Origin of the sequence: Maridesulfovibrio sp., from assembly GCF_965230075.1 — a bacterium.
Taxonomy (GTDB): domain Bacteria; phylum Desulfobacterota; class Desulfovibrionia; order Desulfovibrionales; family Desulfovibrionaceae; genus Maridesulfovibrio.
The window spans coordinates 2,925,610-2,939,826 of record NZ_OZ245945.1; the positions used below are offsets into that span (position 1 = coordinate 2,925,610).

The 14,217-nt window shown below is 47.9% G+C and carries 13 protein-coding genes and 1 pseudogene; 5 read left to right on the forward strand and 9 right to left on the reverse strand.

What is annotated here, in order from left to right; translation table 11 throughout:
- Positions 1 to 16: 16 nt before the first annotated feature.
- On the forward strand, positions 17 to 1,528 hold the full coding sequence (locus ACO05Z_RS13410) for an NFACT RNA binding domain-containing protein (protein ID WP_421902675.1): 1,512 nt from the start codon (positions 17 to 19) through the stop codon (positions 1,526 to 1,528).
- Between the two features lie 93 nt (positions 1,529 to 1,621).
- Here the strand turns inward: ACO05Z_RS13410 and ACO05Z_RS13415 are convergent, their stop codons facing one another.
- Positions 1,622 to 2,611, reverse strand: a complete 990-nt coding sequence (locus ACO05Z_RS13415) for a hypothetical protein (RefSeq protein ID WP_421902676.1) — start codon at positions 2,609 to 2,611, stop codon at positions 1,622 to 1,624.
- 140 nt (positions 2,612 to 2,751) lie between these two features.
- Entirely contained in the window at positions 2,752 to 5,394 is a 2,643-nt protein-coding gene (locus ACO05Z_RS13420; protein ID WP_421902677.1) for a hypothetical protein, read from the reverse strand.
- 29 nt (positions 5,395 to 5,423) lie between these two features.
- Here ACO05Z_RS13420 and ACO05Z_RS13425 point away from each other — a divergent pair, with 29 nt between their 5' ends.
- Positions 5,424 to 5,786 (forward strand): molybdenum cofactor biosynthesis protein MoaE, encoded by a 363-nt coding sequence (locus ACO05Z_RS13425; protein WP_421902678.1) that lies wholly within the window; start codon positions 5,424 to 5,426, stop codon positions 5,784 to 5,786.
- A 46-nt stretch (positions 5,787 to 5,832) separates the two neighbouring features.
- Here the strand turns inward: ACO05Z_RS13425 and ACO05Z_RS13430 are convergent, their stop codons facing one another.
- Positions 5,833 to 6,711 carry a glycosyltransferase family 2 protein gene (locus tag ACO05Z_RS13430; RefSeq protein WP_421902680.1) on the reverse strand — a complete coding sequence of 293 codons (879 nt, stop codon included), beginning with the start codon at positions 6,709 to 6,711 and terminating at the stop codon, positions 5,833 to 5,835.
- A gap of 178 nt (positions 6,712 to 6,889) precedes the next feature.
- On the opposite strand from ACO05Z_RS13430, the gene ACO05Z_RS13435 reads away from it, so the two are divergent.
- Positions 6,890 to 7,996 (forward strand): glycosyltransferase, encoded by a 1,107-nt coding sequence (locus ACO05Z_RS13435; RefSeq protein ID WP_421902681.1) that lies wholly within the window; start codon positions 6,890 to 6,892, stop codon positions 7,994 to 7,996.
- A gap of 176 nt (positions 7,997 to 8,172) precedes the next feature.
- On the opposite strand, the gene ACO05Z_RS13440 is transcribed toward ACO05Z_RS13435, so the two are convergent.
- The 5 genes and pseudogenes from ACO05Z_RS13440 to ACO05Z_RS13460 all read right to left on the reverse strand — a co-directional run bounded on the left by ACO05Z_RS13440 (position 8,173) and on the right by ACO05Z_RS13460 (position 12,493).
- Positions 8,173 to 9,084 carry a lytic murein transglycosylase gene (locus tag ACO05Z_RS13440; RefSeq protein ID WP_421902683.1) on the reverse strand — a complete coding sequence of 304 codons (912 nt, stop codon included), beginning with the start codon at positions 9,082 to 9,084 and terminating at the stop codon, positions 8,173 to 8,175.
- Positions 9,085 to 9,102: 18 nt separating this feature from the next.
- Positions 9,103 to 9,264: pseudogene (locus ACO05Z_RS13445) on the reverse strand (dual CXXC motif small (seleno)protein); the annotation flags it as partial.
- Between the two features lie 191 nt (positions 9,265 to 9,455).
- Entirely contained in the window at positions 9,456 to 10,880 is a 1,425-nt protein-coding gene (locus tag ACO05Z_RS13450; protein ID WP_421902684.1) for a TolC family protein, read from the reverse strand.
- 112 nt (positions 10,881 to 10,992) lie between these two features.
- Positions 10,993 to 11,769, reverse strand: a complete 777-nt coding sequence (locus ACO05Z_RS13455; RefSeq protein WP_421902685.1) for a MogA/MoaB family molybdenum cofactor biosynthesis protein — start codon at positions 11,767 to 11,769, stop codon at positions 10,993 to 10,995.
- Between the two features lie 19 nt (positions 11,770 to 11,788).
- Positions 11,789 to 12,493, reverse strand: coding sequence for a DUF1614 domain-containing protein (locus ACO05Z_RS13460; RefSeq protein WP_421902686.1), 705 nt, complete (start codon positions 12,491 to 12,493; stop codon positions 11,789 to 11,791).
- A 132-nt stretch (positions 12,494 to 12,625) separates the two neighbouring features.
- Here ACO05Z_RS13460 and rfbA point away from each other — a divergent pair, with 132 nt between their 5' ends.
- Together rfbA and ACO05Z_RS13470 are read left to right on the forward strand one after the other, a co-directional pair.
- Positions 12,626 to 13,507: a glucose-1-phosphate thymidylyltransferase RfbA gene (gene rfbA / locus ACO05Z_RS13465; protein ID WP_421902687.1), complete on the forward strand. Its 882-nt coding sequence runs from the start codon at positions 12,626 to 12,628 to the stop codon at positions 13,505 to 13,507.
- Positions 13,507 to 13,992, forward strand: coding sequence for a hypothetical protein (locus tag ACO05Z_RS13470; protein WP_421902688.1), 486 nt, complete (start codon positions 13,507 to 13,509; stop codon positions 13,990 to 13,992). The genes rfbA and ACO05Z_RS13470 overlap by 1 nt, the downstream gene beginning before the upstream one ends.
- 66 nt (positions 13,993 to 14,058) lie before the next feature.
- Here the strand turns inward: ACO05Z_RS13470 and ACO05Z_RS13475 are convergent, their stop codons facing one another.
- A complete protein-coding gene (locus ACO05Z_RS13475) occupies positions 14,059 to 14,202 on the reverse strand; it encodes a hypothetical protein (protein WP_015852496.1) in 144 nt (47 codons plus the stop codon).
- Between the last annotated feature and the right edge of the window lie 15 nt (positions 14,203 to 14,217).

Here is a 14,217-nt window from a genome sequence, read left to right on the forward strand (position 1 = left end):
GCCCGGGCGAAACTAAATGGATGCACACTTCTTTCGTGCCCTGACTGGAGAACTTGAGGAGCACCTCAAGGGCCGCAGGGTAGAAAAAATATTTGCCCCCGCTGAGGGAGTGTGGACTTTCGCGCTCCAATCAAAGGGAAGCAAGGAATATCTTCTTTTCAGGCCCGCCAAATCGGTGGGCCTGCTCTTTCTTTCAAGGGTAAAACCGGTCAATCCCCCCAGTCCTCCATCACAAGTCATGTGGCTGCGCAAGCGACTGGCCGGACGCAGGCTTTTCGAAGCCCATCACGACTGGATCAACCTACGGGTTGCCATCAGCCTTTCACCTTGGAAACAACGCGAAAAATACCGTTATCTGCTGCTAGACATGAAAAAGGGAGTTTCCCTGATCCATGACCTGCCCGAAGGATTCCCCGCGCCCGTCAACTGGCCCTCCTACGAGGAAGCCCGCTCCAATGAAGAAATCTGGCGCGAATTCCCGCAGATATCACCTCCCCTGCGTAAGACCTTAAACACTCTTGCCGAGGAGAAAGGGCGAGCCCTGCTAAACCGTCTTGAAGCTGGAAAGGCTGATCACTTCTATATTGCTGAGAAAAAAGGGGAACTTACTCCTCCACGTGTCTGGTCAAATCCTAAAGGAAATGAACAGGTCTACGACTCAGCCATAGAAGCGACTTCCGTGTACGGAGAGAAGATCCTCTTTCCGGTCATGGAGCGCATGGAAAACGCCGAGCAGCGCAACACGCTCAAGACCGGCAAGAAAAAATTCAAAAAGATTTTCAAACGCATTGAACAGGAAGAGGAACGTCTGCGTGCCCTACAGGCCCGTAAGATCGAAGCAGAAGCCCTGCAAGCGGAGATGTACCGTTTAAAAGACCTGCGTGAGCTGGACAAAGTAACGGTCATCCATCCAGAGCACGGTGAAATGGAAGTTAAGCTCGATCCGTTGCTGACTCCAACTGAGAACATGGAAAAAATATTCAAGTTCGCAGCCAAAGCTCAGCGCGGTTTCAAGCACATGGAACGACGCAGACAGGAAGTTGAAGCCGAGCACGAGCAATTCCTCAAAGCCAACCTCATGCCTTCTGCTGACAAAGGGAAGAAAAAGAAAAACATTGAAATACCCAAGAAATACAAGAACATCGCGGCCTCACTATTCATCTCATCCGACGGTTTTCTCATGATCCGCGGCAAGAACAGCAAGGCCAACCACGAAATTCTGAGTAAGGTATCCTCGGTTTTCGATTACTGGTTCCACGTACAGGGCGGTCCCGGTTCACACGTTGTCCTCAAACGCGACCATCCCAGTCAGGAAGTACCCGACCAGACCCTGCGCGAAGCAGCTGTGCTGGCAGCCCTCAAAAGCTACCGCACTAACGATTCCAAAGCGGATGTTATGTGTGCACTGGTAAAAGATGTGCGCAAAGTCAAAGGCTGGGCGCACGGGCAAGTCGCAGTAGATAGCGTGCTTCAGAACCTGCATGTGGATATTGACCAGTCACTAGAAGAAAAACTGGCTAAGAAATAAAAAAATAACCGCAATATCTTTCGAGATTTTGCGGTCATTTTTTGAAGGTAGGCCGACAAATATTTTGCGAAACTTACTAAAAATTTGCAGTTCTTATGCAGTCCGAGAAATTCCTTCGAGCATGGACAGAACCATGTTCTGTTCCTGATTGAAACGGTTGGCTACGCTTTTCTGTACCCTTTCGGTGGAAGAAGAGAACTGACCTTTGCGTTCGCCGTAAATTTCTTTAACCAAATCAGAGGGGAAGCCCTTGCTTTCGGCATTGGCTGCCAGCTTGTCGATAGCCTTGGCAATGAGTCTGGAGGCTCCAGTGGGGCCATGCTGGACCGAGGTGGACCAAAGCACTTCACGCACCGGCGCGGGCAGTAAATTCATGTCGATTCCGGTCTTTTCGAGAATCATCTTAGCTGCGGGATCGTAATGACTGCCCTGAATGAAATCGTGCTGTAGCTTTTCGAATCCGGAAGGATCGGCATCAGCGAGTTGCTTCCAGATATCGGGCATTTCACCTTTCTTTGAACCTGTGTCGGCAGGTCCTGCTCCAAGCAATTTATTGGCTATCTCCGGGGCCTTATCTTTGAGAAACTGAATAAATTTATCCATGGTCCCGGTCTTGGAGGCTATCTGATACTTACCGTAAGAAGTTCCGCCCACCCGGTCATAGCCGATGGCGGCAGCGCCCTTGGAACCGGATTCGAATTTTGCGGAGAGATTGCCGGACACGAGTGGGGTATCCATTTTTTTGACAGGGATATTATCCGCAGCCGCAGTTTTAGCGCGATAGGAATTCATAGCCTGAGCATTCTGCATACCGGAGCCACCCTGCAATCCCTTAATGGAATTAAGCGCAGTAAGGGCTTCCAGCATGAGCACATCATTCATGACGCCCATATCCATGCCGCCGGCAGAAAAACCATCATTGGAACCATCTGAAAACATTTTATTTGCCATCATGAGTTCCATATCAAAGGCTCCGGCCTTTCCTTTCATGGCGGCAAGATTGGGTGAACTATTTCCACCTGTTCCGGAAACATTCCCCAGCATCTTCATCATCGCTGCAATATCGTTGGTCACATTGGTCATGGCTTACCTCTGTCAAAAAAATATTTTTTCAACATAGGTTTTGCAGCAAACGTACCAACTAAAACTTGTAGAACTCCCGCAACGAAAAGGCCTTCCCGGAAAAAACCGGAAAGGCCTTTAATTTAAATAAATTAACGGGATCAATCTTCATCGTCCTTACCGTCATCAATGAGAAAGAGTTCCCTTTTCTTTTTCTCAAAAACAACAGCAGCACGGAAAGCCGCAATGGCAAGAGCCAGAATACTCAAAATCAAGATCAGCCCTTTCTGAAACTCCCACTTCTGGCGGATAATCATATCGACAATAAAGTTCGGCGGGAAATTATTCGAGTAGTAGATCAGCAAAGGAATACACAACAGTGCTAACCCAAGAAATACCACTTCCAACCAGATGAAGCTTCGTCCTAAAAGCATTATGAACAAAGTCGAGTCGCGGATAACCCGCAGAGTAACCAGTCTTTTCCTAAGTTTTTTCAACCGATCATCAATACGGTCCAGATAGCGTTGGGTCTTACGGAATGTTTCAGCAATATTAAGTTGCTGGGTCTTGATCCAATAAATTTTATCCGCACAATAGTTAAAATCACTATTAAATTCAGTCAGCAACTTGGGAAATGGGAACCATGAGGCTTCACGCTGAACATCCAGTAATTCCTCACGATAAATTTCAAGCTTCTTGTTGATAACCTTAATTTCATACTCAACACGCTTCTCGATTTCCTCAGTCAAACGGGCAATACCGCTGGTCAACTGCCTGAAAGCAACATAGTTTTTAATCTTGGCCAACTTGTTCATACGATCCATGAACCGGGCAGCCTCATCAGCAAACTCGTGTCCTTCCTCAAACCACTGGGCAATATCCGAGGAAAGCGTATCCATTCCAGACGCTACCTCCTTGGCCTCTGCTTCGGCAATTTCCCAGAGTTCCCCCATCTCCTGCAGAACTGTCAGTCTTCCGCGGTCAAGTTCGGGATCAATTGCCACCCGGTTGAAATAATGCGGATCCTTTTCGATTATGTTTTGAAATGTAGAAATGGCCTGCTCTGCAAAACCCATTTTAACCATGCACACTGCCCGCCGATATTGTGGTTCAAGCCACTCCGGACACATATTCTGTGCTCTTTTATAAATATCACTGGCCTCGCCGAATTCACCCATGACCTCCTGCATTCTACCCTGCAGGTAGACAAAATAGCCCTGTTGCAATGGTGAATAACAGAGTCTTTCGGCCTCCTGCCAATAAAAATATGCCTGTTCGAGATCGCCGCCCTCAAGCTCATAAAAGGCCATCAGCGAGCGCGGCTGAAAACTACGACTGAATCGGATCATGGCATTTTTGATCAAGGTCTCAGCTTCACTTCTGGAACCATTTTGCATGGCCTCAAAAGCAGACCAAATAAGCTCGCCCTCTTCAGGCCCCTGATCCTTGATACCAAGAGGCCACTCCTTGCCCCGGCAGCGCCAGACCATATACAACGTGCGCAGCTGTGATATGGCATTAATAGCAAATAGAGACCGAGTGACAATCCCTTCATAACCCTTGCCTTTGTGCAGAATTCTGGAAAATTCTTCGACTACATTTTCCTTGCCCTGCATCTGCAAATCGATGTTCTGGAACCCTTCGTTGAACTTATCATTATCAATGGCCGCAAGCTGTTTCCAGACCACCGGATCAAGCCCTTCCAAGGTCCGGCTGGGGCACTCCGAAGGATGATGGTTCTTCATGCCGCAATAGAAGCAGTCTTCCATTTCACCAACGGAAACACGACGGGAAATAGTCACTGAAATAGCAGCCGAACTGGTATCATGAACCCCCTGCTTAAGGCTGACATGGCACCATCCGTCCACATTTTCCTGCTCGCTGCCGAAACGGACTTCGTTTACAGCAAAGTCAGATCCGAGCAAAAAGGCATCCCGATAACGCAGGTGTGGGCAATCAGGGGTAAGTTTATCCCAATCAAGATTGACCTTGCGGATAACTTCATCATTAAAGCTCATATTCATCTGTGGAACCAGAGCCATGACCGAGGGCCAGTAGGTAACTTCCTCGGATTGATCATTATTCCTGACCCTGTTGATGAGCATGAGTAATTCACGCAGAAAAGTCCGCAGCAAAGAAAAAGAGGCAATGGGCAGGATAACCTTAACATCCGAAGTTATGTACTGGATGCCCAGCTTTTGAAGCATGACCTGAACTTCAGAGAAAAATGATCGCCAGCCTTTGATAAACTCTTTGTCCGAAGGATTGCCCACCGGAATAAGGATGAAATACCAATTTTGCAGGGAATCATAGCCCAATCCCTGGTCCGGAACCAAAGTCTGCCATCCTGATTTGGAAATTCCGGTAGGAGTCCTGACATCTTCAAGATTAAGTCCGGCAATAGCTTTTACTGTGTCGGAAAGTTTGGGATGAATTATGATCTCAAATTCTGTGGGCAGGGCTGTTTCCTGAGTAGTAAATTCACCATCAACTTTTAGTGACAGATCGAGATTATAATCCACAAGAAGTGTTGCCGGCATAACCTGAATGTATACAGGCATAGGATTGAGTCTGGCCCAGATTTCAAGTCGGGCGACGACCCGGAAGACATCATCACTGAAAAAGAACCAATAAGCCTGATTCGGCTCCTCGCTCATGAGCATGCCGCCGAAATCACGCATACTGCGGACAATGGAGTCTTCGAGGCCATCGCCCCAGACCATCCAGACACCGAATCCGCGATTTACCATGCGTGAGTGGCTGACAACTGGAAAATTTTCAAATAAACTTGAAATCGAATACAAAACAACAACTCCTTAATTGCGGAGGTATTATGGACATTTCAAAAAAAATTGCAGAACTCAAACAGGACCCTGAATTTGCCGAAAATGTTGGCATGATCCTGATCCATAACGGAGTCGTCCGCGGCTGGTCGCGGGGAACCCGTGAAGAAGTTACCGGCATCGAAATCAAAGCCGACCGTGATAAGATTGAAGAGATCCGCAAAGAACATGAACAGCTCCCCGGAATCTATAAAATCGTTACCCACGCCAATGAAGGCGTATTTAAACCGGGCGACGACCTGCTCTTTCTTATCGTAGCCGGCGACATTCGCGAAAATGTCAAGGCGTGCCTTTCCAGCCTGCTCGACAGGGTCAAGGCCGAAGCCTTCAGCAAGAAAGAAATTCTCGCCTGATAAATCATTCAAGGGCCGGGTAATATTAAAAATATCCCGGCCCCTTTTAATTTTCAATAATCTCAGCAGGCAAAATAGACTTCCCGTCCACAATATCCTGCACCAGACGTTCTATCCGCGAAGCCTGTTCATCACGTCCTCGCTTCCTGCATCCACCGACATAAAAACCGGCTTTACGCTGCAATTCAACAAGGGCCATGCTCCGTTCTTCCGCAGACAGTTTTCCGGCCTGAAACAGCTTTACTATAGCGTATATTCGGTATAAATCCAAACACCCTACGCTATTGGATAATTGATCAGGCCGTCCGCCGTGTTTAATGGTCAAACGCTCACGCAAAAGCCCTACCGGATACTTAATTCCGGCCCGAAGCCAAAGGTCATAATCCTCACAGGCAGGCATATCTTCATCAAAAGGCCCCAGCTCCTCCCAGAACCTACGGCTGAAGATCACACAGGAAGGACTGACCATGCACATCTCAAGTGAACGGTCGAAAAACAATCCTTCCGGTTTTTCATGTTTTTTACACTGGTTGACCCGTTTGCCTTTGCGAATCCAAATCTCATCTGTCTGGCTTATTTCAAAGCCGGCCTCCTCCATAAACGGAACCTGCTTCAGGAGCTTTTCCGGCACCCACTCATCATCGGAATCAAGCAAGGCAATGAAATCACCATGGGAAGCAACAATTCCATAATTACGTGCTGCGGAAACTCCCCTGTTCTCCTGATAAAGAACTTTAAGCCGGGAATCATCATATTCCGCTAATCTTTCCGCTGTGTCATCTGTGGAACCGTCATCCACCACCAGACATTCAAAATCCGTAAATTTCTGCGCCAGAACCGATTCCACAGCCCTGCATACCCGCTCTGCCCGGTTATAAGTGGGTATAATCACGGACACTTTGGGATAACTATTAAAACTTTCCAATTAATCACCTGTATTATTACAATAAAAAATCATATCCATATCAAAACGTATTTGATCATGTTAATAAAAAAACATACGCTGTGTATAGCTGCACAAGCACGGATTTTTATATCTGACAAATTGAATATCGGTTATTTTACCGGACCCATTAGTTTTTTACGGAATATCATATACTCACATGCGAATTTTCCAAGTTATCAACGTCCGCTGGTTCAATGCCACTTCATGGTATGCCCTTTATCTGAGTAAACTTCTACAGGATGCCGGACACGAAGTCCTTCTCATCACTGTCCCCGGATCTGAAACCGAGGAGAAAGCTATTGAGATGGGACTCAATGTTAAAACCATAGAGCTGAACTCTGCCCATCCGCATAAACTCATCAAGGCCTGTGCCGAGGTATATTCCCTGATCAAAAAGCATAAACCGCAAGTGGTAAACTGCCACCGCGGGGAAGCATTTTTTTGGTGGGGAATCCTGCGCAAAATGGGCATGGGCTACAAGCTGGTCAGAACCAGAGGTGACCAGCGACTCCCCAAAAGCGACTTCTTCAACCGCTACCTGCATTCTAAAGTCGCGAATGCCGTGGTGGTAACCAATAAAAGGATGGCTGACCATTTTCTGGATAAAATGGAATTAGCCGAAAACCGGCTCTGGCTGATCCACGGTGGTGTGGACAGTGAGAAATTCTGTTTCGACCCCGAAGGTCGCCAACAGGTCAGAGAAAAATTCGGATTCAGCGAAGATGATATTGTTATCGGTATGCTCGGCAGATTCGACCGGGTCAAGGGCCAGAAAGAGCTCATCGAGGCTCTGGCTAAAACCCGCAACAACGTTCAGGGCAAAAGCATCAAGCTATTCCTGATCGGCTTCCCCACAGCTACCAGCAAACATGAAGTAGATACATGGTTGACTGATAACGGCCTGACCGATATCACCGCCATCAGCGGAAAATGCGAAAATGTGACCGCATGCATCTCAGCCATGGACATCGGGGTAATCGCTTCACTCTGGTCCGAAACCATAGCTCGTGCGGCCTTGGAAATCATGGCCTGCGAAAGACCGCTCATCTCAACTTCCGTCGGGGTAATGCCGGATCTGCTCCCTGCCGAAGCCCTCGTGCCCCCGCAGGATGTCAACCAGCTTTCACTCAAGCTGACTGAAGCAATCAACGATCTTGAGTTCCGGGAAAAATTACTCGTTGAACACAAAAGAACCATGTCCCAGCTTTCAGGAGAAGATTTCCTGAAAAGGACCATGACTTTGTATCAAAGCATATTGAATTAACAAACGCCTCCCCAGCCCCATCCCTTTCAAAAAACACCGCAATACCTTGATTGATATTGCGGTGTTTACATTTACAGTAATTAATACACGAAGCAGCGAAGCTTACTAAAAAGTTTTTTGGAGAGTCCAGAGAACCTTTTTTCCAAAAAAAGGTTCTTTGACCCCCGGAGGGTTTCTTACTCAGGTCCGAAAGTGGAGCGGATTTTTTCGAGTTGCCTAGAGACTTCATATATAGTCCGGGCATAGACCATGGAATGGTTGTAACGGTAGATAACCTTGAGCTTCTTGCCCTTGCTCAGGGAATTCTTCCAGCCGTGCCGTTTCAGGAAACTAGCCATGCTGAACAGGGCATCCTCGCGGCTGAAAAGATCAATACGGCCATCCTTGTCACCATCCACTGCGTAATGAATGGCGGTACTGGGCATAAACTGGCAAATCCCGAAAGCTCCGTAAGGAGAGCCGGGAATCTCCGTGGGAACTATGGAGTTTTCAGAAGAAAATTTCAGGAGAGCGGAAAGCTCCCGGTAAGCCCAGTCAGCCTTTTTCCTGGTTCGCTTCTTAAGCCAGACCATATCTTTCTCTTCCAGCTTCTCATACCCGAGTTCATCAAAAAATTTCAGCGGATCAGGGCTTGCAGCCATATTGGCGAGATTGTTGAAGGCCGGAGCTTCCCCGAGGGTAAAACCTAGTTTAGTCTCAACCAGAAGGAGTGCAACCAGCACGGACGGGGTTACGCCGTATTCTTTATCAATGTCCTGCAACAATGGGTAATGCTCACGGAGATAAGAATATCCCCCGGCCAGCATGATCGGGCCGACATACCTTTCATCAAATTCCTTTTCCCGGGCGACCTTCTTTGCCGGAGGCTCAAACCTGCGTTTAAGCAGAACCCGCATTTTGCGGGCCATCATGGCCGAATCATACTCCAGCGAACTGGCGGAAAAAACAGCATTCACATATTCCCGATTGAATCCGTCAGCCACGAGCCTATCCTTAAGCGCGTCCCAGCTGTGCGAATTATCGGCATGCACAAAACCGCAACTCCCCAGAAAGATAATAAAAAAAAGTACTGCCAGCTTCCTGAACATTTTACAGTCCAAACTCCGTTAAAGCCTATTCATAGGCACGTTAGCCATTTCTTCTTCAAAATCGTCGTCTATGTATTCCGAATAATCAGCTACATTAAATTTACTGCCGCAGGACCCGCAGCGCAAAAACACACCGCGTCATTCGCGATGGGTATACAGGTCTCCGCCACACTTGCTGCAACGGCCCTCATGGTCCTTCTCTTTATCTCGTGTTTTATTAAAAAGGCTCCGCCCTCTAAACATTTATTCCTCCGCTCATCAGCAATATAAATTCCATCAAAGCCTGATGTCCACAATAAAAATCCGGCAGACTGCCTACGGGCAATCTGCCGGATAAATCAATCACTTTCGATTAAGCCTAATCCCGGTCCTTAATTAGTTTTAAGGGAGGGATTCATGTCACCCATTGCAACGTAGAGCTTAGCAAGTGCAACCTGATAATCAGACAGAGCCTGAATGAGCTGAGCTTCACTGTCACTCAAACGGGACTGGGCGTTAAGTACTTCGTTGTTAGTGCTGACCTGAGCCTGATAACGGGCCATGGCCATTCTGTAACCTTCACGACCTGCTTCAACTGACTTACGGCCTACACCGATACGGTCGGCAGCAGCCTTGAGGCTGAGCAGCTGGTCTTTGATTTCGTAGGAAGCTTCAAGACGGGTGTTATCAAACTCAGCCTTGATCTTCTTGACGTTGTCTTCAGCACGCTTGGTGTCGTAGTAGGTCTGACCCCAGCTGAAAACTTCCCAGTTCAGGTTTGCGCCAATATTCCAGGAATCAGGACGATTACGGTAGTTGAATTTGTTAGAACTTACAGAAGGATCATCGCCATCACTGCTGTAGTTAAAATCAGCAGTAATGTCGGGATAAAAACCACTTTCGGCGATGGTTACGTCTTCTTCTGAAATTTCAACGGCCTTGCGGGCAATCTTAAGATCGGGACGGCCTTTGTCAGCCTTGTCAATGCACTGATCAAGAGTCATGGAAAAAGGCATGTAGGTCAGTTCACCGGAGTAATCCACCTTTTTCTCGAGGGGCAGGTTGAGCAGGGTGTTCAGCCGTGCAGCCCTTGAATCCACGGTGTTCTTGGCAATAAGCAGATCCTGTTCTGCGGTGGCGAGTTCAACTTCAGCCTGCAGAACATCAACTCTCGGACGCAGACCTACCTGATAGAAAGCCTGAATAACATCAAGCTGAGATTTCAGACGGGCAACAGAGTCCTGCTTACTTTTAACTTCCATGCGGCCCTGCAGCAGGGTCAGGAAAGAAGTCTGGATATTGCTGATCAGGGTCAACTCTGCGTTGTAGAGACTTGCCTCGGTTGAAGCACGCTGCAACTTGGTTTTCTGGTATTTGGAAAGCAGCTCAAAACCCTTAAAGACCGGCTGGCTGACATTAATTGAAAAAGCCCACTGATCTTGGTAGCCAGCGGGAGTATCCCCGGAACGGGGAACATCGTCATAATGTGTGTAGCCGTACTTGGCAGTAACAGGTCCACCAAAAGCACCGCGCTGCCTTTTCACATCACTTTCAGCTGCCAGCAGGTCTTTGCGGGCTGCAATAATGGACGGATTCTGTTTCAGTCCAAGCTTTACGCACTCTTCAAGGGTGAGCTTCATTTCAGCGTCCACAGCGTCATCAGTAACAGCCTGCGGAACCTGAGTGGTGGCCTCTTCCATGGAGACCGGAGCTTTTGCTTCACCGAGAGTTTTTTCTCCCTGTTCCTGTGCATAGGCAAAGGAGACTGATGACAGCATGAAAATCAAAACTAATAAAAACGGAACATTGCGTTTCATTCTACACATCCTGAACGTGTGGTTATTATCTTTGGAAGAATTAATATACAAAAATCAAAACCTATATAGATGTTCCCGCGCAAGGAATCAAGCAACAATTTTGTTTTAAACACTAGGAAACAGCCGCACAATCGGTTTTATCCCCCTGTAATTTGTCCACTGTATGCTTCAAAGCGGGGAGAACTGCTTCAAGACTTTCCCGTACGGCCTTGGGGCTTCCGGGAAAATTCACAACAACACTTTCCCCCAAAGTACCGGCCACAGCCCGAGAAATCATGGCATGGGGAGTTTTTTCCAATCCGGTGGCAGTAATAGCCCGTTCGAACCCGGGCAACCTCTTCTCAATCACCGCAAGAGTCGCCTCAGGGGAAACATCTCGCGGCCCCACTCCTGTCCCTCCGGTGGTCATGATCAGGTCAAAGCCATCCACATGGGCCAGATGCATGAGCAGCGCCTTCAAATCAGCGCACTCATCCGGGATCAGATAGCCTTGGACAATGGAAACCGGAAGTGCATTTTTTATCATTTCTCCAATTAACGGTCCGGCCTCATCCTTTCTTTCCCCGGCTGCACCCTTGTCACTCAATGTTATATACGCGAGCGAATAGCCTTCTTTTTTTATAGTCAGTTCTGCGACCCCGTCGGGCAACTCAGCCAACACTTCAGCAGTCCATGACTTTGCCCCAGGCACCCCGGAAGTCCAGAACCCAGAGGTTACACGCATAAGCTCAACTCCGCCGCCCTCAAGAACCATTCCGGCCCGTAAAACTTTAGTAGCCCCAGAAATAGAAGCATAGACACATCCTTGCGGCAGGAAACGGGAATCACCTAACATAATCATGCTGCCGGGACCTGCTCCATTTGTCGTAGAAAAATCACATTCAAGCACAAAAAACTCCTTATCAAAATCAGGCCAGCAAAACAGCCAGAATCCCGGTAATAAAAATTCCATCAAAAGTCCCGGCTCCGCCTATGGAGACAACCGGAGCATCAAGCACCCTCCGAGTGGCCGGAGTGGCAAGATGCAACAGGTCCGCACCTATCAAGGTTCCAAGGCTTCCCGCAACATAGGCTGCTATAGGCGCCATTTCACCCTGAACGAGAATCAGGGCCGCAAAAGCGGTGATCAACGGCGGAATGAGTACCGGAATTCCGATCCCAACACCGGGAATAGGCCGTGCAAGGGCGTAGGTTGCCGCACTGACCACTGCCACACAGAGCAGGATAGAAAAATCGAAACCGTACCGACCAAGTAAGGACAGAGAAAGCAGCACCGGAATCACACAGCCGCCAAAATTTACCGCCACCACCTGATTGGTCAGGGTTGCGGCATCACGCTGGGTATCCATTGGTGAATAAGGGTTAAACATGCGCACCCGCCTGATGCGCACATCAGGGACCAGCCTTTCAGAACGGAAGACCGGAATATTCACCCCACTCCCGAACAAAGTGGCAATAAGCAGCAGAAAACCCTGCCCCGGCGTAAGTCCCAGCTTGGAGAAAGCTACGGTAATGAGACCAACCTGTACAAATATAAACAAAAAGAATATGAGGACAAAAAAAATGACGCCCAGAAAAAAGACTGTGGGCAGTGAAAACATGGGGCCGCGCATAGAACGAAAACTCCTTGTTTGCGGATGTGGACAAATTCAGGCTATTTAATGCTATAAGTGCAGACACCTCAAGATTTTATTGTTAATTTAATTACGGCTTACCAGAGATAATCACTGTGAGGAAGGTATAATATGAAAGGAATTATTCTGGCCGGGGGGTCCGGCACCAGACTTTATCCCCTGACAAGAGTGGTCAGTAAACAGCTTCTGCCTGTTTATGACAAACCCATGATCTACTACCCGCTCTCCATCCACATGATGTCAGGCATCCGTGATATCCTGATCATCTCCACCCCCGAGGACCTGCACAGATTCGAGGACCTTCTCGGTGACGGATCAAACTTAGGCATCAATATTTCGTACAAGGTCCAGCCGGAACCGGAAGGACTCGCCCAAGCATTCATTATCGGCGAAGAGTTCATTGGGGACGACAGTGTCAGCCTGATCCTCGGGGACAACATCTTTTACGGGCACGACCTGCCGCATATCCTGCAAAAGACTGCCGCACTCAAGGAAGGCGGGACGGTTTTCGCTTACGCGGTCAAGGACCCAAAACGATACGGCGTAGTTGAGTTCGACAAAAACCAGACCGTAATCAGCATTGAGGAAAAGCCGGAGGTCCCCAAATCGAAATTTGCGGTAACCGGCCTGTATTTTTACGACAATTCAGTCATTGAAATAGCTAAAAGCATCAAGCCATCAGCACGCGGTGAACTTGAAATCACTGATGTAAACAACGAATACCTCAAGCGCGGCAAGCTCAATGTGGAACTGCTCGGGCGAGGTTACGCATGGCTTGATATGGGCACCCACCAGTCTCTGCTCCGGGCTGCTTCTTATGTTGAAGCAGTTCAGGAAAGACAGGGCTTCATGCTGGCCTGTCTGGAAGAGATTGCCTTCCGCATGGGCTATGTTTCCCTTGATGAGCTGAAAGCCATGGCTACGGATATGCTCAAAAATGACTACGGCCAGTATTTGATGGAAATATACAACGACGCAAAGGCGAAGAGTTAATGAAAAAAACAGTCATCACTTTAATTGTCATCATGGCCCTGCTTGCACCCTGTGCCGGATTTTGTGAAATCCCGGACATTTCAACACAATTTAACAAACTTTCCGGTGTTGAAGCCTCTTTCAGGACATTGGGCATGAAAATCGACAAAATAACCGGGGCCGACACTCAGCCGGACCGGGTATATGCCCTGCAGGATATGGCCGACATGTGCAAAACCAGCAAAATGCAGGTACACAGCCTGACCTCACTCTTTTCTGTGGTTAACCTTGTAAAACGTGAAAAGAAATTTCATAGCAGGGAAGCTGAACTACTTAAAAGAAAGTGCGGATATGCATACAACGATTTCAATCGGCGAAAAATATTTATCCGGGACATTCTGGCCAAAGCCAAAGACCAGAAACTGAAAGATCTGGCTCACATCTTTGATGCCCAGTTGGAAATAGTGCTGGAACAGCTGACAGCGATAAACAACAAATTCAAATAAAAAAAAAGGCCCGCAAATGCGGGCCTTTTTTTATTGAAAAGAACAAATAGTCTTTTCGAAATTTTTTTAATGGTGACCTTCGTTTTTGGTTTCATTAATCCTGCGAAAGATCATGAAAAGCATCCATGCAAGATAACCAAAAATAAGAGAAACACCTACAAAGCCAGCAGTTGTGCTGTGGCCCATGTTGCTGATAAGTTCGCCGATCATTCCCAAATACCTCCA

Bases quoted from the DNA above. Each gene is read 5' to 3' on its own strand.
- ACO05Z_RS13410 (WP_421902675.1), top strand. From the start codon at position 17: ATGGATGCACACTTCTTTCGTGCCCTGACTGGAGAACTTGAGGAGCAC.
- ACO05Z_RS13415 (WP_421902676.1), bottom strand. From the start codon at position 2,611: ATGACCAATGTGACCAACGATATTGCAGCGATGATGAAGATGCTGGGG.
- ACO05Z_RS13425 (WP_421902678.1), top strand. From the start codon at position 5,424: ATGGACATTTCAAAAAAAATTGCAGAACTCAAACAGGACCCTGAATTT.
- ACO05Z_RS13435 (WP_421902681.1), top strand. From the start codon at position 6,890: ATGCGAATTTTCCAAGTTATCAACGTCCGCTGGTTCAATGCCACTTCA.
- ACO05Z_RS13440 (WP_421902683.1), bottom strand. From the start codon at position 9,084: ATGTTCAGGAAGCTGGCAGTACTTTTTTTTATTATCTTTCTGGGGAGT.
- ACO05Z_RS13450 (WP_421902684.1), bottom strand. From the start codon at position 10,880: ATGAAACGCAATGTTCCGTTTTTATTAGTTTTGATTTTCATGCTGTCA.
- ACO05Z_RS13460 (WP_421902686.1), bottom strand. From the start codon at position 12,493: ATGCGCGGCCCCATGTTTTCACTGCCCACAGTCTTTTTTCTGGGCGTC.
- rfbA (WP_421902687.1), top strand. From the start codon at position 12,626: ATGAAAGGAATTATTCTGGCCGGGGGGTCCGGCACCAGACTTTATCCC.
- ACO05Z_RS13470 (WP_421902688.1), top strand. From the start codon at position 13,507: ATGAAAAAAACAGTCATCACTTTAATTGTCATCATGGCCCTGCTTGCA.
- ACO05Z_RS13475 (WP_015852496.1), bottom strand. From the start codon at position 14,202: ATGATCGGCGAACTTATCAGCAACATGGGCCACAGCACAACTGCTGGC.